The following is a 19429-nucleotide window of genomic DNA, read 5'->3' as shown; positions in this document are numbered from 1 at the left end:
TCTCGGCGTTCGCCTCACCGGCCTCTTGCCTGCCTGGTCTCCCACGTCACCGACGGGGCTCGACGATCCCGTGGTCGAAGGCGTAGACCACAGCAGCGGCTCGGTCACGGACGCCGAGTTTGGTGAAGATCTTGCCGATGTGGCTCTTCACGGTCACCACCGAGATCACGAGTTCCGCGGCGATCTCATCGTTGGTGAGCCCCCGACCGATTAGGCCGAGAACGGTCAGCTCCCGCGAGGTCAGACCGTCGGGGGCCGCCTGCGGTGCGGTAGGTCCGGGCGCACTGCGATAGGTGTCGAGGACATGCGCGGTCACCGCGGGGTCGAGGACGGCCTCACCCTGCGCCACGAGACGCACCGCCCGGATGAGCTCCTCGGCCGGCGAATCCTTGAGCACGAATCCCGTCGCACCGGCCCGCAATGCCCCGGACAGCAGTTGCTCGTCGCGGAAGGTGGTGAGAACCAGCACCGGCGGCGACACGTGACCGCTTCCGAGATCGTCGCGGAGTCGTCGCGTTGCCTCCACTCCCCCGATCCTGCGCATCCGGAGATCCATCACGACGACGTCGGGTCGGTGCCGGACGACCATGTCGGGCACCTCGTCGCCATCGGAGCATTCGGCAACCACCTCGAAGCCGTCCCGCGGCCGCAGGATGCGTCGTAGTCCCGCCCGCACCAGGTCCTGGTCGTCGACCAGGGCAACCCGGGTCATCACAGCGGCCCGGTCACCGGTGAGCCGTCCGTTCGGGTCACCGGCACTGACGCGAAAGTCATTGGTGGAGGCGGTATCTCGCCGGGCCCCTGCCGACCATCAGCGGCAGCGACAAGGCCGGTATCGGAGCTTGCGACCGCCGCCATCGGAAATCGGGCATCCACACACCAGTGTCCGTCGACCACTCTCGCCACGAAGATGCCTCCGCAGTTCTCGACCCGAGAGGCCATCCCCGAGAGCCCGGAGCCACCGCGCGCCCGGCGCGCGTCGGCGGTCACCGGGTTGCGCACGCGCACGACGAGAGCGCCACCGGGCTCCGGCCCGACCCGAACGGTGACGGTGCCATGGGGCGCGTGCCGTGCCGCGTTCGACAATGATTCTTGGACGACGCGATAGACGGCCAATCCGGTTCCGCCGGTGATCGTTTCGGGATCTCCGACGATCTCGGCGTCGAGATCGACTCCGGCCCTGCGGAATCCGTCGACGAGGTCGGCCAGGTCGGCGAAGCCCGGCTGCGGGGTGGACGACTCGGCGTCGGAGGTGCGTAGCAACTCCACCGTGCGTCGCACGTCCTGCATCGTCGCGCGGCCCACCTGTTCGGCGTCGACGAGTGCATCGACAGCTTCGGCGACGTCGTCGTGTTCCTGCAACGCCCGTCGGGCGGCGGTGACGTTGAGCATCATGATGCTCAACGAGTGCGCGAGAACGTCGTGCACCTCGCCGGCGATCTCGGCGCGATCGAGTGCCATCTGCTGTTCCTGGGCGCGCCGTTCCGCAGTCAGCAGGAGTAGCTGTTTCTGCAGCAGATAGCCGACCACGCCGCCGAAGCCGACCATGAGGACGAACAACCACGCCTGGGCGATGACACCGGCCAGGCCGCCACCGATCGCGGTCGCCGACAGGGCGATCGTCGAAATGATCGCCTCCCGTCGGGTGGCCACCGCGGCGGTGATCGTCGCACACAGTGGAAGCAACAGTGTGGCCACATCGACCTCGACGGGAACCTGCCAGAAGCACACCACCGCCGCGAGCGTGAATGCGGGCAGCCCGAGAATCCACGGCTTCCAGCGGAGAATGCTGGGCTGCCACCCGCGGTAGAGGCACGCGAGGTGCGGTCCGAGGGCCAGCACCACGGCCGCCGCGATCGGAATCCACTGCGTGCCGGACGGGCCGACGACCACGCGCTGCACGACCGCCGCGACGGTGAGCGTGAATACACCGAGGTCGGAGATCAGCATGTAACTCGTCGGGTAATCGAACCCGAAGATCACCAGGGCGTGCCGGTAGTGGGCCTCCAACCAGCGCATTCGCCCAGCGTATCGCCGCCACCGCGTTTGCACATCCACCCACGGTCGGAGGTCGCCTCCACCCCGAGTAGGTCGACAAAGATCCGTCTGCGGGGCGCTGACCAGGGAGTTCGATCTCCATAGCGTGAGTGGTACCCGGATTGACCGGGTTCATCGGACGAGGAGCACCCATGTTGATCCTGCTGATCGCCGCCGCCACCCTCATGACCCTCTTCTGGCTCTTGCACAGCCCTGATGACATGAACTTCCGTGGCCGTGAAACCGACATCGCCTATGCGGCACTGGAGAACCGCGCACGTTCGGCACGCCGACCCCGACCGTCGCGGGTGCGCACGGCACCCCGGTCGTCGATGCCGCGGCTGCCGGGTGCGACCCGACCGGCGAGGGTCTGTGCATGACGGCATCGACCGAGCACCACCCCGCACTGACCGGGCGGTGGTTCGACGCCGGCCCGGACGCAGCGTCGGGGTTGGTATCGACGTGCGCCGAGGCGGGACCGCTGAGCGCGTCGGACGCCGACGCCCTACCGGCACCGCCGACGCCCCGTCGCGCAACGGTCCGCAACGCGCTGCGATTCGCCCGTCGCGAGGGGGATGTGGTGTTCGCCGACGCGGCGCGATGTGGCGACGTGCTCACCTACGATCTGCCCGGCGCGCCCGGACGGTTGGTGGTGATCTCCGATCCCGCTCACGTCCGCTCGGTACTGACGGCCGATCCGGCGATCGCCCCCTCGGCGACGCGGCTGTCACCGTTGCGACCGATCGTCGGTCCCGACTCGGTGCTCACCACCCTCGCCGAGCAGCACCGCAGGCAACGGACGGCACTGCTGCCGTCATTCCATCGCACCTCGGTCGCGCGGTGCACAGATGTGATCGAACAGGCTTCGGCGGCGCATCTCGATCGCTGGCCGACAAACCGCCGGGTCCGGGTCGACCGCATCGCCCAGGCGATCACCCTCGACGTCATCATGGCCGTGATCTTCGGCATCCACGCCGCCGACGGCGTCCTCACCGACGATGTTCCCGACGTGGCGACCACTGCCGAGCGGCACCTCCGCGACGCCACCCGGCGCTTCCTGCGCTGGTCGTCGTCGGCGGTCGGTACCGTCGCGCAATTGCTCAACGCCTCGCATCCGGAGCCCGTCGGCCTGCTCGCGTGGGGTGTTCGGCACCTGGATGCGGCGATCGCAGGGGTGATCGCCGAACGTCGCGCCGACGGCCACGCCAGTGACGACGATGTGATGTCGGCATTGCTGGCGGCGCGTGCCACCGACGGACTCCCGTTGTCCGACAGCGAGATCCGCGACGAGCTCGTGTCACTGCTGCTCGCCGGTCACGAAACCACGGCCACCACGATCGCCTGGGCCTTCGAACGCCTCACCCGTCACCCCGAGGTGTATGCGCAGGCTCGCTCGGCCGCCGCCGAGGGCGACGACGAGTTCGTGGGCGCGGTGATCACCGAGACGATGCGGTGCCGCCCGGTGGTGCCGTCGGTCGCGCGGGAACTGCAGCGCCCGTGGCGATTCGGCACCCACCGCTGCGAGTCCGGAGACATCGCCGTGGTGAGCACCCTGCTCCTGCACCATCGCGACGACCTCTATCCCCATCCCTTCGATTTCCGGCCGGACCGGTTCATCGGCACCCGGACCGACCCGATGACGCTGCTGCCCTTCGGCGGCGGAAACCGTCGTTGCCTCGGCGCCCACCTGGCGATGACCGAGCTCCAGATCGTCGTGGGCGACATCCTGCGGCGGGTCGAACTGGAGACCCACGACCGCCCCGCGGAACGCCCCCGCTACCGCAACGTCACGATGATCCCCGCCCGTGGCGGAACCGTCCGGGCACTCTCGGTCGACTGATCTCGCCACCGCAACCCGCACCTCACAGACATGTGATCTTCGCCACATCGCGCGTAGCCTGGGGACATGTCTTCCAGTCACGTCAAGAGTCAGCGCAAGTGCCCGTCATGCGGGGCGAATCTCCATGTCCGCAAGGACGTCACCGAGACCACCGGCGGAAATCGGCGGGTCGACACCATGCTCGTGTGCCGTGACGAAGCCTGCTCCGAGCCGGCCCGTCACCTGCACACAGAACATCTCCAGCCCGCCTGAGCAACCGCCCGCGAGCTCGCGGGTAACCCCCGTCACACCTGGTCATTCGTTCCAGTTGACACCGCATGCCACCCCATTCACATTGTGAATCCTGTCGGGGGACATGACCGGTGTGGCCGTCGGCGCCACAGGTCTTCGTACCAGGACCTCGATGGGGGATTCGTGCTCTTCTCTCTCGGTGGTGGTCGCGCGCGTGCGGCCACTCTCCCCAACCCACTGTTCGGATCTCGCCGATCGAGCGTGCCGCACACCGGTGAGACCCCGCCCGCACGGGTACGCCGTCTGGCCCTCGCAGCCGTGGCGGCCACCGTGACCACCGCGACGGTGTCGAGTGGTTGGCTCGGCGTCGGCCCCGCCCACGCCGACGACGTCGCGCTCCCCACCGCGTTGCCCGACTCCTTCTATTCCCAGCCCGCCGACATCGCCACACATCGCGACGGCGACATTCTCGCGGTGCGCCCGCGGACCACTCCGCCCGGCTTCTTCGACGTACGGACCTATCAGCTGAAGTTCCGGTCGTCCGACAGCCAGGGCAAGCCGATCGCCGCGGTCACCACCCTGCTGGTCCCGATCCACAAGCAGGTCAACGGACCACTGTTGTCGTTTCAGCACATCATCAACGCGGTGGGACTCGAATGCGCGCCGTCGCAGGCCCTGTGGACCACCGACCCGAACCTGACCATCCGAGAGGCACCGGGCCTCAACGGCGCCCTTCAACGCGGGTGGACGGTCTCGATCCCCGATCATCTGGGCCCGCGCAGCGCCTACGGGGCTGCGCGGCTGGGCGGCCAGATCGCCCTCGACGCCACCCGCGCCGTCCAACGCTTCGCCCCCGCCCAGGTCGCCAGGAGCAAGGTCGCGATGGCGGGCTACTCCGGCGGCGGCATGGCAACCGCGTGGGCCGCTGCGCTCGCGCCGACCTACGCGCCGGAGCTGAACATCGTCGGCGCAGCGTACGGCGGTGTCCCGATGGATCTGATCAAGATGGCCGAGGGCCTGGGGTACAACAATCCGCATCCCGCCTTCGGCCTGGCCTTCGCCGCGGCGATCGGCCTCTCCCGCGAGTATCCGCAGCAGATCCCGATGATGAAATTCCTTTCACCGCTCGGGAAGCAGATGTACTCCGAGATGCGCAACGCGTGCACCAACGACATCCTGCGCCTCGGCGCGGGTCACTCGGCCAAGCAGGTCTCGGTGGGCGGTGAGCAGATCTTCGAGGACCCGACTGCACGACGCGTCGTCCAGGACAACAGCCTCGCCTTCTATCCGGGTGTGGCCAAGACCCCGATCTTCGAGTGGCACAGTCCGACCGACGTATTGATCCCGGTGGCCTCGATCGATCAGACGATGCGGCGATACTGCCGGGCCGGGACTCGTGTGCAGCAGTTCTCCACGCCGTCGCCCGATCACATGTCGGCGGCGGTGATCGGACTGCTCCCCGCGTTCGACTATCTCGGTGACCGGTTCGCCGGATTGCCGGCTCCCAGCACCTGCTGAGGTCGCACGAGGTGGGGACACGCGCCGGTTGATGTGACTGCAATCACACCCTCCGTTTCCGGCGCCCTCACCTCCGGTTTCCAGATGCCGCATCGCGACTACACGACGGTGACGTAGCCTGATCGCCCAATGTCCTTTGGCCCCATGGCAACAGTTGTGTAACGATGGTGCCTGCGCCCCGGGGGTGCGCCCGGATGTCCCACAAGCAAAGGTTTCCACTTCCGTGCTGAACACCACAAACTCACCTCGCCGTCGTCGCGGCATGAGCCGCCTCGTGGCCATCGTCCTCGGCGTGATCGCTGTGGCCCTTGCGCTGCCGGGCATGGCGCAGGCCGCCCCCGTCACGGTCATCCCCGGACTACCGCCGGTCGAGATCCCGTCGATCCCGGGTCTGCCGACCCCGCCGGCCGCACCGCCGTCGACGACCACGCCGCCTCCGACGTCCACCACCCCGGAAACCCCCGGAGTGCCCGCGGAGCCGAACGTCTCGACCCCGACCGGTTGGGTTGCCCTCGCCCAGGATTCGACGCACACCATCTACTGGTGGAAGGACGGCACCTTCGTCAAGTCGATGCCGATCTCGATGGGCTCCGATGCCCACCCGACTCCGAACGGCGTGTACCACACCAAGGAGAAGTACCGTGACATGTACATGGACTCCTCCACCTACGGTGTTCCCGTCGATTCGCCCGGTGGGTACCGCACCTACGTCGAGTACGCGACCCGCATGTCCTGGGACGGCATCTTCATTCACGCCGCTCCGTGGTCGGTCGAGCAGCAGGGTCACAGCAATGTGAGCCACGGTTGCATCAACGTGAGCACCGAGAACGGCAAGTGGGTCTACGACACCATCGGTCGCGGCACCCCGATCGTCGTTCGCGGCACCGTCGGCGGCCAGTACACCGGCGACTGATCCCCACCCTCCTCGTACCGACGAAGGGCCGGCCCAACCTGGGCCGGCCCTTCGTCGTCGTCAGGGGCTTGATCGGCTCAGGGCACCGGTCAGGCCACCGGCGCCGACACATCGAGATCGAGCGATCGCCCCTCCGCGCGCACCCGCGCGATCGCCCGCATCTTGTTCGACGCATCGAGTGCGGCCACCTTGTACCCCTCGGCCAGCGTCGGGTAGTTGAACACCGCGTCGACCAGGTAGTCGACGGTGCCGCCGAGACCCATCACGGTCTGGCCGATGTGGACCAGTTCGGCAGCGTTCGACCCGAAGGCATGGACGCCGAGCAGCGTGCGGTCCTCGGCGTGCACGAGAAGCTTGAGCAATCCGTAGGAGTCCCCCATGATCGCTCCGCGTGCGAGCTCGCGATACCGGGCCACACCCACCTCGAACGGGATGTTGTCGGTGGTCAGTTGATCCTCGGTCCGGCCGACGAAGCTGATCTCGGGGATCGCGTAGATCCCAATGGGTTGCAGGTCGGTCGGGGTGTGTCCGACCGGCTCGCCGAAGGCGTGATATGCCGCGCGGCGTCCCTGCTCCATCGAGGTGGCCGCCAGCGCCGGGAATCCGATGATGTCGCCGACCGCATAGATGTGCTCGACCTCGGTGCGGAAATGCTCGTCGACCTTGAGGCGCCCACGGTTGTCGGCGGTGAGCCCCGCGGCCTCGACCGCGAGCTCATCGGAAACACCTTGACGCCCTGCGGAATACAGAACGGTGTCGGCGGGGATCTGCTTTCCCGATTCCAGGATGGTCAGGGTTCCCGAGGGGTGGGTCTCGACGGTGCGGACGTGCTCGCCGAAACGGAAGGTGACGCCACGTTCCCGGAGCTGATACTGCAGGGCCTCGACGATCTCCCGGTCACAGAAATCGAGCATCGCCGGCCGCTGCTCGATGACGGTGACCTTGGTGCCCAGCGCCGCGAACATCGACGCGTACTCGATGCCGATCACCCCGGCGCCGACCACCACCATCGATCCCGGAACGCGGTCGAGTTCGAGGATCTGATCGGAGTCGACGACGGTCTCCCCGTCGAAGTCGACCGACGACGGGCGCGCCGGGCGGGTGCCGACCGCGACGACGAAGTGGTCGGCGGATACGTGTTTGAGGTCTCCGGTGGCGTCCTCGATCGCGATCTCGTGCGGGCCGGTGAAGGTCGCGCTGCCGATGAGCGTCACAACGCCGTTGCGGGCCAGCTGACTCTGGATGACGTCGATCTCCTTGCCGACGACGTGCATCGTCCGCGCGGTGAGGTCGGCCACGGTGATGTCGGTCTTGAGTCGGTACGACTGTCCGTAGAGCTCTCGCTGGTTCAGGCCGGTCAGATAGAGCACGGCCTCTCGGAGGGTTTTCGATGGGATGGTGCCGGTGTTGATGCACACGCCGCCCATCATGTGTTTGCGTTCGACGATCGCGGCGCGTTTGCCGAGTTTGGCCGCCGCAATCGCCGCTTTCTGACCTGCCGGTCCTGACCCGATGACGACGATGTCGTAATGATCCACCGTGGATCCTTCGCTCGATGTGTCCGTGGCTCGGCGGTGTATCGATCACCGCAGGTGATCGGTACCGCCCGGACAAGTGTCACCCAGGTCGACAGATCCCACGACTCGAGCGGGAGTCCTCAGGCCGCCAGGTCGGCCGGGCCCATGGTGAAGGTGGCCTGCACCTGCATCCATTGGGCCAGCGCCTCACAGCCGGTGGTCAGCGGATCGGTCACCGAGTCCCGGCGGTACGGCTCGTCGTGGTAGGCGGTGTGTCTGCCGCCCGCCCGATTGCGGATGACCATGCCGCGCCAGGCGATCACACCGGGCAGGTAGCCGCGAACCTCCCGCCATGCCGAACCCAGCCGTTCGACGTCGCGCAACCACTGCGCCGGTCGCACCGAGGTTGCCCGCGCATTCTGGAAGGAGTTGCTGCGCAACACTTTCCACGTCTGTGACAGCCAGCGTCGGGGGGCGGCGAAGGTGAGGGTGTCGGTGAGATCGGCGATATCGCGGACGAACGAATCCCGCGAGGCGTTGCAGATCATGTCCTCGGGGGCGCCGACCCACCAGACCGGGATGGGCTCGGGGATCGCCGGACCCGGCCCGGCCACTCCCCACCCGTCGCATCCCGCAACGACGCCGGGCGGCTGATGGGGGTCGGCGACGAATCCGACCGCCACGACACGGCTCAGCGCGCGCATGTCGGCACGTGCGTCGAGATCGGCCAGCAGGCGTCGGATCACCACCGCGCCCTGTGAATAGCCGATGATCATCACCGGTCCGACGACCGCGTGCAGCGCCGCGGCCAGTGCGCGTTGCCCGGCGGCGACGCTGTCGGCGTAGCTGATACCCGAAAGATGAGGTGCCGGACCGTAACTCGCCGGGTAGCCCACCCATCGGGTGTCGAACCGGTCGTCGAGGGCATCGGTGACGCCCGAGAGCAGTCCGGTGACCTCGGTGCGCATGTCACCGTCGTAGGACTCTCCGGTTCCGCCGACCACCAGAACCGTCACCGCGTGCACCGGGTCGGTGTGGGCTGTCATGACTCCATCGTCGCGATGGTCGATGAGAGGGACCGGACAGTCGGCTGAGGGCCGGATGAGAGTTGGACCATCGCGCTGTGATGCCTGGTCACCGACGTGCCGAGGGTGCCCAGGATCACCTGGATTCCGGTTGCGTAACACATTCGTAACGCGAACAATGGACGGGGTCGAACACGGTCGCGAACCGTCGACGATCACCATCCCCCGAGAAGTACGAAAGAAGCGGTACCCATGTCGTTCGCACGTCTGCGTGAACGTTTCCTCCCCTCCGGCCACAACCACCGTCGGCTCTACGAGCGCATCGCCCTGATGTCGTCCGGAGCCCAGCGCGACGAGCTGCTCGTCATGGCACAGCGTCACGAAAGTCGCTGACCCTGAAGCACTTCCCATGCTGACGCAGCCACTGGTATGGCCGTCACCGCTGACAGTGGGGACACCAGTACAGGTTTCGGCCCACGAGTTCGGTGGTCGCGATCGGGGTTCGGCAGATCCGACAGGGTTCTCCGGTGCGCCGGTACACATAGGTGCGTGGCCGATCCGGTGCGTACGACCCCGGCCCGTGATCGTCCTCCGGCCGAATCACGTGAATTCGCCCGCGCCGCACACCGATTCGCATGAGGGCGACGAGGTCGGCCCACATGTCGTCGAAGGCCTCCCGATCGACGGTGCGCCCGGCCCGCATCGGGTCGAGACGTGCACGAAAAAGGACCTCGGCACGATAGACGTTACCCACGCCGGCCATCACCTTCTGATCCATCAGCAGGGCGCCGATCGGTCGTGACGACCGGTGGATCGCCTGCCACGCACGCTCCGGGTCGGCGTCGGACCGTAGTGGATCCGGGCCGAGCCGCGCGACGAGGTCCTCGAGGTCGGCAGGCGTGTACAACTCGCAGGCGGTCGGCCCGCGCAGGTCGGTGCCCACCTCGTCTCCGACGATCCGCATCCGGACCTGTCCGACGGGCTCCCCCATCGGCACCGCGAGTTCGGAGAACGAGCCGTAGAGCCCGAGGTGGACGTGCAGCAGTTGGGTCCGCTTGCCGTCGCGGTAGCGCTGAATGAGGTGCTTACCCCACGCCTGCGCGCGATGGAACTCCATGCCGTCGACCACCGCGGCGCCCTCGGCAAAACGCCCCTGCGGGCTCGACACCCGCACCCGCTGCCCACCGAAGAGCTTCTGTTGACGCCGGGCGAGGCGATGCAGGGTATGCCCCTCAGGCATCGACGACCACCGTCGCCGAACTCGCCGATGTCGCCACCGTCACCGAGTGCGCTGCCCTCAGGACTCGGGGACGGCCGGCGCCACACCGGTCTTCTCGAACTCCGAGAGGATGTCGATGCGACGCTGGTGACGCGGTTCCTCCGACCACTTCGCCGCCAAGAAGGCGTCGACGATCGCCAGCGCCTCCTCGGTGGTGTGCATCCGTCCACCGATCCCCATCAACTGCGCATTGTTGTGCTGGCGAGCGAGCTGGGCCGTCTCGACGCTCCACGCCAGGGCGCACCGCGCACCGGGCACCTTGTTCGCGGCGATCTGTTCGCCGTTTCCACTGCCGCCGAGTACGATTCCGAGGCTGCCCGGATCGGCCACCACCTTCTCCGCTGCGGCGATGCAGAATGCCGGGTAATCATCGGCGGCGTCGTAGACGTGTGCCCCGCAGTCGATCACCTCATGACCGTTGGACCGCAGATGCTCGGCGATGGCCCCCTTGAGTTCGAAGCCGGCATGATCTCCACCCACGTATACGCGCATGCGCCTCACTATAGATCCCGCCCACCCGCGATTCCGGTGCCGGGTGACGACCCGACAGTGGTCGTCACCCCCGAGACCATGGGGTTACCCCCGGACGACTCCGCCCCGGCGACCGGAGGAGAGTCGTCGGGGCGGAGTACACGCCGGGGCGGTCAGTCGAATTCGGGGTCCTCGTTGCGAGAGCGCTTGAGCTCGAAGAAGTGTGGGTAGGACGCCAGTGCCACCGCACCGTCCCACACCGTGCCCGCGGTCTCCCCGCGCGGGATGCGCGAGAGCACGGGACCGAAGAAGGCCACATCATTGATGTGGATGGTCGGCGTGCCGACGTCGTCGCCGACCTTGTCCATCCCACGGTGATGGCTCTCCCGAATCGCCTCGTCGAACTCGGTGGAGTCGGCGGCTTCGGCCAGCGTCGGATCGAGATCGAGTTCGGCGAGCGACTCGGCGATCACCACGTCGAAATCCTTGTTCTGTCCGTTGTGGATACGGGTACCCATCGCGGTGTAGAGGGGGGCGAGGATCGACTCACCCTTCGCCGCGGCCGCTGCGGCGATCACGCGGACCGGCTTCCATGCCTGTTTGAGGCCCTCGCGGTAGCTGTCGGGGATGTCGCGCCCCTCGTTGAGCACGGCCAGGCTCATGATGTGGAAATTGACTTCGATGTCGCGCACCTTCTCGACCTCGAGGATCCACCGCGAGGTGATCCAGCACCATGGGCACAGCGGGTCGAACCAGAAATCCACACGATCCTTCGACATACGTCTTCCCTTCTTCTCGACGATTCCCGGACACCCTTCTGCTCACACCGGGTGCGCGGCGAACTCGGCCCACTCAACCCGCGCGCGGCCGAGCCCATTCCATCCGATCCTGCTCCTCCGGCGTCGCGTCGGCACCCCCGATCGCCGCCGAGCACTAAGCTGGCCGCTGTGACTGCCCCGAATCTCACCCGTGATCAGGCCCGCGAGCGCGCCGCCACCGTCGACGTGTCCCACTACGCCATCGACCTCGATCTCACCGACGGCAACGGCGCGCCGGGCGCCACCACCTTCGCCTCCACCACGACGGTGACCTTCACCGCCACTCAGGGCGCATCGACCGTCATCGATCTCGTTGCGCCGACCCTGCGCTCGGCGACGCTCAACGGCACCGAACTCGACGTCACCGGCTTCGACGAGTCCGTCGGCATCGAGTTGCCCGGGCTGGCCGCCGAGAACACCCTGACCGTGGTGGCCGACTGCGCATACTCGAACACCGGCGAGGGGCTCCACCGCTTCGTCGACCCCACCGACGACTCGGTGTACCTGTACTCGCAGTTCGAAACCGCCGATGCCAAGCGGATGTTCGCATGTTTCGATCAGCCCGACCTGAAGGCCACCTACACGCTGACGGTCACCGCACCCACCGACTGGAAGGTGATCTCCAACGCGCCCGAGGTCGCCACCGCCGCCGCCGAACCCGGAGTGCACCGCTTCCGGGAGACGCCGACGATGAGCACCTACCTCGTGGCCCTGATCGCCGGACCCTACGCCGAATGGACCGATTCCTACACCGACGAGCACGGCACCATCCCCCTGGGGATCTATTGCCGGGCCTCACTGGCGGAGTTCATGGACGCCGACCGGTTGTTCACCGAGACCAAGCAGGGATTCGCCTTCTACCACAAGAACTTCGGTATCCCCTACGCCTTCGGCAAGTACGACCAGCTCTTCGTTCCGGAGTTCAACGCGGGCGCCATGGAGAATGCCGGGGCGGTGACCTTCCTGGAGGACTACGTCTTCCGCTCCCGCGTCACCAACTATCTCTATGAGCGCCGGGCCGAGACCGTCCTGCACGAGATGGCCCACATGTGGTTCGGCGACCTCGTCACCATGAAATGGTGGGATGACCTGTGGCTCAACGAATCCTTCGCCACCTTCGCCTCGGTGCTGTGCCAGGCGGAGGCAACCGAGTACACCAGCGCCTGGACCACCTTCGCCAACGTCGAGAAGTCGTGGGCCTACCGTCAGGACCAGTTGCCCTCAACGCATCCGGTGGCCGCCGACATCCCCGACATCGCCGCGGTCGAGGTGAACTTCGACGGCATCACCTACGCCAAGGGCGCGTCGGTACTCAAACAGCTCGTCGCCTACGTCGGACTCGAGGACTTCCTCGCCGGTCTGCGCGACTACTTCTCCGCGCACCGCTTCGGCAACGCAACCTTCTCCGATCTCCTTGCCGCACTGGAGAAATCGTCGGGCCGCGATTTGTCCGACTGGGGTGGGCAGTGGCTCAAGACCACCGGCATCAACGTGTTGCGCCCGGACTTCGAGCTCGACGACTCGGGCGCTTTCACCCGGTTCACGATCGTGCAGGACGGTGCGGTCCCGGGCGCGGGTGGCGCGGACAATTCGTCGGCGGTGGGCGCGACGAGGGTGCACCGGCTGCGGGTCGGCATCTATGACGACGGCGACTCGGGCGCGTTGACCCGTACGCACAGCATCGAACTCGACGTCGAGGGCGAACGCACCGACGTCGCCGATCTGCTCGGCGTCCACCGCGGCAAGCTGATCCTGATCAACGACGACGACCTCACCTACGCCTCGGTGCGGCTCGACCCGGATTCGTTGTCGACCGCGACCACCCGGATCGGCGACATCAGCGATTCGATGCCGCGCACCTTGGTGTGGTCGGCGGCGTGGGAGATGACCCGTCAGGCCGAGATGGCCGCCCGCGACTTCGTCGAGTTGGTCGAGCGCGGGATCGTCGCCGAAACCGAGATCGGGGTGGTCCAGCGAGTCCTGTTGCAGGCCACCACCGCCATCGAGTCCTACGCCGACCCCACGTGGGCCGAGCAGACCGGGCGTCGGAGTTTCTCGGCGCGGCTGCTCGAACTCGCCCGCGCCGCCGAGCCCGGCTCGGATCACCAGTTGGCCTTCGTCAACACCCTGTTGGCAGGTGCCCTCGATGAGGGTCAGGTCGGCGTGGCCAAAGGTCTGCTCGATGGTGACGACCCAGCGTCGCACGGACTGTCCGGGCTCACCGTCGACACCGATCTGCGGTGGCGGCTGGTGATCGCGCTGGCCACCGCGGGCGCCATCGACACCGACCCCGACTCGACCCCGGTCATCGATGCCGAGGCCGAGCGCGACAACACCGCCGCCGGTGCCCGGCAGGCCGCAACGGCCCGTGCCGCCCGCCCGCTCGCGCAGGCGAAAGCCGACGCCTGGGCCCAGGCCGTCGACGACGATTCGGCCTCGAACATCTTCACCCGATCGGTCGTCGCCGGCTTCGCCCGACCCGGTCAGGGTGCGCTGCTGGGCGAGTACGTCGCGAAGTTCTTCGACGCCGTGCCCGGTGTGTGGTCGCGGCGTTCGAGCGAGGTCGCCCAGACGGTGGTGGTCGGGCTCTACCCGTCGTGGGAGATCAGTGAGGCCGGTCTCGCCGCCGCCGATGAGTTCCTGGCCGCCGACCATCCCGCCGCGCTCAAGCGCCTCATCGCCGAAGGCCGTGCGGGAGTGGAACGTTCACTGCGCGCCCGGGCGTTCGACGCCACTCGCTGACCGCCGTGGCCGGCGGCCGACCGCTCAGCGTGCCCGCCACACGTAGCGGATCTGCGGTCGACCGGTGTTGCCGTACTCGGTGACCCGGTCGACCGTACCGTCGTCGGCGAGGCGCTCGAGGTAGCGCCAGGCCGTCACCCGGGAGCTACCGATCGCGCCGGCGACCTCCGAGGCGGTCAGACCGTCGGTGCTGTCGCGGATGGCACGTCCGACGGCGTCCTCGGTGTCCGGGGAGCGCCCCTTCGCGGCGGTACGCCGGGTGTCGGCGGTGCGCAGATTCGCCAACGCACGATCGATGTCGCGTTGACTCACCGCGTCTCCCCCACCGGTCAGCGCCTCGCGGTAGCTCAGATACTGCCGGATCTTCTCACCGAATGCCGCGAAGGTGAACGGCTTGATGAGATAGAGCAGCACACCGTGGGCCATCGCGCTACGAACCGAGTCCAGGTCTCGTTGCGCGGTGATCGCGATGATGTCGGGGGACGGGACGATGCCCGACAATGCCGAGGCCAGCGAGATGCCGCTCGCGTCGGGCAGGCCGAGGTCGAGCAGGACGAGGTCGACGGGGTGGGCGCCGTCGGCGGCCGCGGTGGCCCTGCGCAGCGCCTCCTGCGCGGTGGCCGCATGGGCGACGACGTCGAATCCACCGATCCGGGAAAGGAAGTCGACGTGTGCGGCGGCGATCACCTGGTCGTCCTCGACGACGAGCACCCGGATCATCGCGGCTCTGCTCGCATCATCTGAGCCTCCCGGCGTCCGGTTCGGTCGGTGTCGACGCCTGCGCGCCGGCCGTGATCTCGACGCCGACCACCGAACCGTAGGTGTTCTCCGCTCGGATCGTACCGCCGTGCAGGTGCACGACCTGCGCGACCAACGCGAGACCGAGTCCGCGTCCGGCCGTGTCACCACCGGCTTTCGTCGAGTAACCGCGGCGTCGCGCTCGAGCGAACTCGTCGGGAGTCATGCCGGGTCCGGAATCGGCGACCACCACGTGTACGTGGGCAGCGTCGCCGATGACGGTCACCTCGACCCAGGGATCGTCCGGGTCGACGGCGTCGAGCGCGTTGTCGATCAGATTGCCCACCACGGTGATCATCTCGCCGGCCGAAAGGATCTGCGTCGCATGGTCATCGACCATCGAGTCCTCGGTGAGTGTCAGTTCGACACCGCGTTCGGCGGCCTGTGCCGTCTTACCGAGCAACAATGCCGCCAGCGTCGGCTCGACCACCGCGTCGCCGACCCGGTCGACGAGTTTCTGGGAGAGTTCGAGATTCTCGGTGGCCATGCGCACGGCGTCGCCCGACCGTCCCATCTCGATCAACGCCACGATCGTGTGCAGGCGGTTCGCCGACTCATGCGCCTGCGACCGCAGCGCCTCGGCGAAGCGTGTCATCGAGTCGAGTTCACCCATCGCCTCGGCCACCTCGGTGCGGTCGCGGATGGTGATCACCGCGGCATCCCGACCGGGCACCGGTGACCGATTCACCATCAGTACTCGCCCTCCCTCGGCGACGAGAACGTCGCGCAACGGTTCGGTGCCCGACGTCATGAACTCCGGGATATGAAGCGGCTCATCGGTTCCCAGCAGGCGGCGCGCCTCGTCGTTGACGAGTACCGGGCGCGACGAATCGACGACGACGAGTCCCTCACGAACCGCGTGCAGGACCGCATCGTGATGGTCGTACATCACCCGCAACTCCGTCGGCGTGAGCCCACCGGTATGACGGAGCAGACGCCGACGGATCGCCCACAAGCCGACCAACGCGATCACCAGGGCGACGCCGCCGATGGCGCCGATGAGCGGCAGTTGTGACACCCAGTCCTCGGTCAACGTCGACTGGGTGATGCCCGCGGCCACCGCGCCGACGATGGTGCCGTCGCCGGCGCGGACCGGAGCGATGGTGCGGACCGACGGACCGAGTGTGCCGGTGTAGATCTCGGTGAACGTCTGCCCCCGCAGCGCCGGTTCGATGGTGCCCAGGTAGTGGCCGCCGATGAACCGGGGATCGGTGTGGGTGTAGCGGATGCCGTGGGTGTTCATGATGGTGATGAACGCGATGCCGGTGGCCTGCCGGATGTGTTCGGTGACCGGCTGCAGTTGCGTCGTCGGGTCCGGTGAGGTGATCGCCGCGGCGGTCGACGGGGCGTCGGCGATACTCACCGCCACCGCGGTCACCTGCTCCCGCGCGGCACGATTCGCGTCGGCACGGGCATCGACGACCGCGAGCAGGCTGCCCACCACGACGATCGCGATGACCACCGCGACCTGCAATGCGACCGCCTGCCCGGCCAGCGACCGCGGCAGCAACCGTGCCCTCACCCGTGCGCCTCCCTCGTTCTCCGCCACCGGCCCAACCTCACACATCGTGCCGGTCCGGCGCACTCACACTGCCCGATCGAGGTGGTCCACGCCACTGAACGAAATGAACTCAATGGTGACCGGGGTCACCGTAACGCCGAAGAATTCTCAGTCAGCACCTCCCATCGCCGTACGCGAGGGCGGGACGAGAAAGGACTCACTGATGAACATCAGGTCGAACACGGCGGGCACCGCCGATTTCCCGGCCACCCCGCGCAAGAAGCGGGACCGCACCCATTGGCTCTACATCTCGGTGATCATCGCGGTGGTCGCCGGCGTGGCCGTCGGGTTGATCTGGCCGGAGGTGGGCAAGGACATCGGCGTGCTGGGCACGATGTTCGTCGCCCTCATCAAGATGATGATCGCGCCGGTGATCTTCTGCACCATCGTCCTGGGCATCGGATCGGTCCGCAAGGCCGCCACCGTCGGCAAGGTCGGCGGCCTGGCCTTCGTCTACTTCCTCGTGATGTCGACCGTCGCCCTGGCCATCGGCCTGGTCGTGGGCAACCTCATCAAGCCCGGCACCGGTCTCAACATCTCTGCGGTGGCCGGTCAGGGCGCCGCGCTGGCGGAGAAGGCGCACGAATCGGGCGGAACGATGGAGTTCATCGAGGGCATCATCCCCACCTCGCTGCTGTCGTCGCTCACCGAGGGCAGCGTGCTGCAGGCCCTGTTCGTGGCGTTGCTCGTCGGCTTCGCCATCCAGGCCATGGGGCGCACCGGCGAACCCATCCTCAACGCCGTGGCCTACTTCCAGAAGCTGGTCTTCAAGGTCCTCACCATGATCCTGTGGGTCGCCCCGATCGGCGCCTTCGGTGCGATCGCCAACGTCGTCGGCCAGACCGGCTGGGCTGCGGTGGGCCAGCTACTGGTGCTCATGGTCGCGTTCTATCTGACCTGCCTGGTGTTCGTGTTCGGTGTGCTGGGAGTGCTGCTCAAGACCTCCGCCGGGGTGTCGATCTTCAAGCTGGTCCGGTACCTGGCCCGCGAGTACATCCTGATCTTCGCGACCTCGTCGTCGGAGTCCGCGCTGCCCCGGCTGATCGCCAAGATGGAACACCTCGGTGTCGAGAAGACGACCGTCGGTGTCGTCGTGCCGACCGGCTACTCGTTCAATCTCGACGGCACCGCGATCTACCTGACCATGGCCTCGCTGTTCATCGCCGACGCCATGGGTGATCCGCTGTCGATCCCGGAGCAGATCGGTCTCCTGGCATTCATGATCATCGCCTCCAAGGGCGCCGCCGGCGTCAGCGGCGCCGGCCTGGCCACGCTCGCCGGCGGGCTGCAGGCCCACCGACCGGAGATGCTCGACGGCGTCGGCCTCATCGTCGGGATCGACCGCTTCATGTCGGAGGCGCGTGCGGTCACCAACTTCTCCGGTAACGCCGTGGCCACTCTGCTCGTCGGCTCGTGGACCGGAACCGTCGACAAAGCGCGTGTCGAGGAGGTGCTCGCCGGCCGGGACCCGTTCAACGAACAGGACATGGTCGACGAGGAACCGCTCGACCGGCCACGCACCCACGACGACACGATCGTCACGGAAAAGGAACTCGCCGCACGCTGAACGCCGATTGGCACATCATCGGGTGCCACGAGACGCCGGCGCGGTCACTCCCACCAGGAGTGACCGGCGCCGGCATCTGCACGCAGTGGTCGGTTGTAGGGGGCCCTGCGGGCGTGCACGCTCGGCCGGGCACCCACCGAAACGCCGATGCGGGGCTCTCGGTGGAGAGCCCCGCATCGGCGCGAAGAAACGAGATCCGGTGATCAGGAAGGTGCGGCAGCGGTCGCGACGACGTGCAGTGCGGCGATCAGCCCGTCGATGAGCTGACCGGACCGGAAGCTGCCGATCGCGGCGGTCACACCGAGTTGGGCGACCCGATCGTTGACCCGGTCGGCCACCCGCGCACCGGAGACGACAACGACGTCGTGGGTGTTGGGCGACACGGCGATCAGCGCGCCGTTGGCAGGCTCGGGAGCCTGTGCGAGGACCGCGCGCGCGTCGGCGACGGCGTCCTCACCGAGTTCACCGATGTAGACCGAGAAACGCACGAGGGCCTTCTCGCTGGCAGCCTTGAGTGCGTCGTCGAGATCGATCAGATCCCGCTGCGAGAACGGCGGGGTGCTCGGTGCCTGGCCGGGAAACCGGGTCGCCGAGACGCGACCGCTGTTGGTGATCACCGTTCCCATCGGGAGCGCGGTGGTCGGCGACAGCTTGACGTTGCCGCCCTGCGCGGCGCCGGGTGTGCCGGCCTGAGTCACTTCACCACTTGCCACTGGCCGAGCCTCCATCCACATCGGTCGGTCCCGCGTGATGCGGCAGCGCCATCGGCTCGATCTCGGTGGCGCTGAACAGCAACGGCTGGCGCGTCCACTCCTGATCGAGCGTGTACTCCTGCACCTTCGGGTATTTCAGGCCGGACGAGAACATCATCGAGACGACGCAGAGCACGACCATCACGACGCAGATGACCGTGACCACGACTCCGATACCGACCATGGCGCTATCCATGACATCCTTTCGATCGGTGTTCCTCGAACGGCACGAAACCGCCCGCACCACCAGGTTGTGTGATCAATCTAGCCCACCGGCGCGGGTGCGTCCCAGTGGGGCCTACAACGTGTCGTAGACGATTTGGCGGACTCCGTCCGGGATGATTCGGTGCACTCCGTCCG

At 67.4% G+C, this 19429-nt stretch carries 19 protein-coding genes; 8 read left to right on the top strand and 11 right to left on the bottom strand.

Annotated features, from left to right (window positions below):
* Positions 1–46: 46 nt before the first annotated feature.
* Together AC5ZH6_RS10395 and AC5ZH6_RS10390 are read right to left on the bottom strand one after the other, a co-directional pair.
* Positions 47–712, bottom strand: coding sequence for a response regulator transcription factor (locus AC5ZH6_RS10395; RefSeq protein WP_496169006.1), 666 nt, complete (start codon positions 710–712; stop codon positions 47–49).
* A complete protein-coding gene (locus tag AC5ZH6_RS10390) occupies positions 712–2019 on the bottom strand; it encodes a sensor histidine kinase (protein WP_496169005.1) in 1308 nt (435 codons plus the stop codon). The genes AC5ZH6_RS10395 and AC5ZH6_RS10390 overlap by 1 nt, the downstream gene beginning before the upstream one ends.
* Before the next feature lie 170 nt (positions 2020–2189).
* Here AC5ZH6_RS10390 and AC5ZH6_RS10385 point away from each other — a divergent pair, with 170 nt between their 5' ends.
* From AC5ZH6_RS10385 to AC5ZH6_RS10365, 5 genes are all read left to right on the top strand, one after another.
* The gene (locus AC5ZH6_RS10385) at positions 2190–2417 is read left to right on the top strand and encodes a hypothetical protein (protein WP_496169004.1); all 228 of its coding nucleotides are present in this window, start codon (positions 2190–2192) and stop codon (positions 2415–2417) included.
* Positions 2414–3877, top strand: coding sequence for a cytochrome P450 (locus AC5ZH6_RS10380; RefSeq protein WP_496169003.1), 1464 nt, complete (start codon positions 2414–2416; stop codon positions 3875–3877). Before AC5ZH6_RS10385 ends, AC5ZH6_RS10380 begins: the two co-directional genes overlap by 4 nt.
* A 66-nt stretch (positions 3878–3943) precedes the next feature.
* On the top strand, positions 3944–4129 hold the full coding sequence (locus tag AC5ZH6_RS10375; RefSeq protein ID WP_035734553.1) for a hypothetical protein: 186 nt from the start codon (positions 3944–3946) through the stop codon (positions 4127–4129).
* Between the two features lie 240 nt (positions 4130–4369).
* Entirely contained in the window at positions 4370–5626 is a 1257-nt protein-coding gene (locus AC5ZH6_RS10370; RefSeq protein WP_420841429.1) for a lipase family protein, read from the top strand.
* Positions 5627–5849: 223 nt separating this feature from the next.
* Positions 5850–6539, top strand: a complete 690-nt coding sequence (locus AC5ZH6_RS10365) for a L,D-transpeptidase (protein ID WP_006371255.1) — start codon at positions 5850–5852, stop codon at positions 6537–6539.
* Positions 6540–6628: 89 nt separating this feature from the next.
* On the opposite strand, the gene sthA is transcribed toward AC5ZH6_RS10365, so the two are convergent.
* Together sthA and AC5ZH6_RS10355 are read right to left on the bottom strand one after the other, a co-directional pair.
* Positions 6629–8077, bottom strand: a complete 1449-nt coding sequence (gene sthA / locus AC5ZH6_RS10360) for a Si-specific NAD(P)(+) transhydrogenase (RefSeq protein WP_006371254.1) — start codon at positions 8075–8077, stop codon at positions 6629–6631.
* A gap of 119 nt (positions 8078–8196) precedes the next feature.
* Positions 8197–9102 (bottom strand): PE-PPE domain-containing protein, encoded by a 906-nt coding sequence (locus AC5ZH6_RS10355; protein ID WP_288337050.1) that lies wholly within the window; start codon positions 9100–9102, stop codon positions 8197–8199.
* A gap of 231 nt (positions 9103–9333) precedes the next feature.
* Between AC5ZH6_RS10355 and AC5ZH6_RS10350 the strand changes: the two genes are divergently transcribed.
* Positions 9334–9474: a hypothetical protein gene (locus AC5ZH6_RS10350; RefSeq protein ID WP_006371252.1), complete on the top strand. Its 141-nt coding sequence runs from the start codon at positions 9334–9336 to the stop codon at positions 9472–9474.
* A 43-nt stretch (positions 9475–9517) separates the two neighbouring features.
* Here AC5ZH6_RS10350 and AC5ZH6_RS10345 read toward each other — a convergent pair whose 3' ends face one another.
* The 3 genes from AC5ZH6_RS10345 to AC5ZH6_RS10335 form a co-directional block, all read right to left on the bottom strand.
* The gene (locus AC5ZH6_RS10345) at positions 9518–10321 is read right to left on the bottom strand and encodes an Fpg/Nei family DNA glycosylase (RefSeq protein ID WP_006371251.1); all 804 of its coding nucleotides are present in this window, start codon (positions 10319–10321) and stop codon (positions 9518–9520) included.
* 57 nt (positions 10322–10378) lie between these two features.
* Entirely contained in the window at positions 10379–10852 is a 474-nt protein-coding gene (locus tag AC5ZH6_RS10340; protein WP_014359717.1) for a ribose-5-phosphate isomerase, read from the bottom strand.
* Positions 10853–11004: 152 nt separating this feature from the next.
* Positions 11005–11610: a mycothiol-dependent nitroreductase Rv2466c family protein gene (locus AC5ZH6_RS10335; protein WP_014359716.1), complete on the bottom strand. Its 606-nt coding sequence runs from the start codon at positions 11608–11610 to the stop codon at positions 11005–11007.
* A 168-nt stretch (positions 11611–11778) separates the two neighbouring features.
* Here AC5ZH6_RS10335 and pepN point away from each other — a divergent pair, with 168 nt between their 5' ends.
* Positions 11779–14391 carry an aminopeptidase N gene (gene pepN, locus AC5ZH6_RS10330; protein ID WP_211541724.1) on the top strand — a complete coding sequence of 871 codons (2613 nt, stop codon included), beginning with the start codon at positions 11779–11781 and terminating at the stop codon, positions 14389–14391.
* A gap of 24 nt (positions 14392–14415) precedes the next feature.
* On the opposite strand, the gene AC5ZH6_RS10325 is transcribed toward pepN, so the two are convergent.
* The gene (locus AC5ZH6_RS10325) at positions 14416–15111 is read right to left on the bottom strand and encodes a response regulator (RefSeq protein ID WP_014359714.1); all 696 of its coding nucleotides are present in this window, start codon (positions 15109–15111) and stop codon (positions 14416–14418) included.
* A gap of 16 nt (positions 15112–15127) precedes the next feature.
* Positions 15128–16756, bottom strand: a complete 1629-nt coding sequence (locus tag AC5ZH6_RS10320; RefSeq protein WP_496168999.1) for a sensor histidine kinase — start codon at positions 16754–16756, stop codon at positions 15128–15130.
* 157 nt (positions 16757–16913) lie between these two features.
* On the opposite strand from AC5ZH6_RS10320, the gene AC5ZH6_RS10315 reads away from it, so the two are divergent.
* The gene (locus AC5ZH6_RS10315; RefSeq protein WP_026920190.1) at positions 16914–18317 is read left to right on the top strand and encodes a cation:dicarboxylate symporter family transporter; all 1404 of its coding nucleotides are present in this window, start codon (positions 16914–16916) and stop codon (positions 18315–18317) included.
* 203 nt (positions 18318–18520) lie between these two features.
* On the opposite strand, the gene AC5ZH6_RS10310 is transcribed toward AC5ZH6_RS10315, so the two are convergent.
* Positions 18521–19030: a DUF5130 domain-containing protein gene (locus tag AC5ZH6_RS10310; RefSeq protein ID WP_231386685.1), complete on the bottom strand. Its 510-nt coding sequence runs from the start codon at positions 19028–19030 to the stop codon at positions 18521–18523.
* Complete coding sequence (ctaJ, locus tag AC5ZH6_RS10305; protein ID WP_006371243.1) at positions 19017–19265, bottom strand: aa3-type cytochrome oxidase subunit CtaJ; 249 nt, start codon at positions 19263–19265, stop codon at positions 19017–19019. Before ctaJ ends, AC5ZH6_RS10310 begins: the two co-directional genes overlap by 14 nt.
* Positions 19266–19429: the final 164 nt, after the last annotated feature.

It is taken from the genome of Gordonia sp. YC-XJ4, assembly GCF_059511865.1.
Note: the sequence above shows the minus strand (reverse complement) of the source record. Positions and strands in the feature narration are given on the sequence as shown.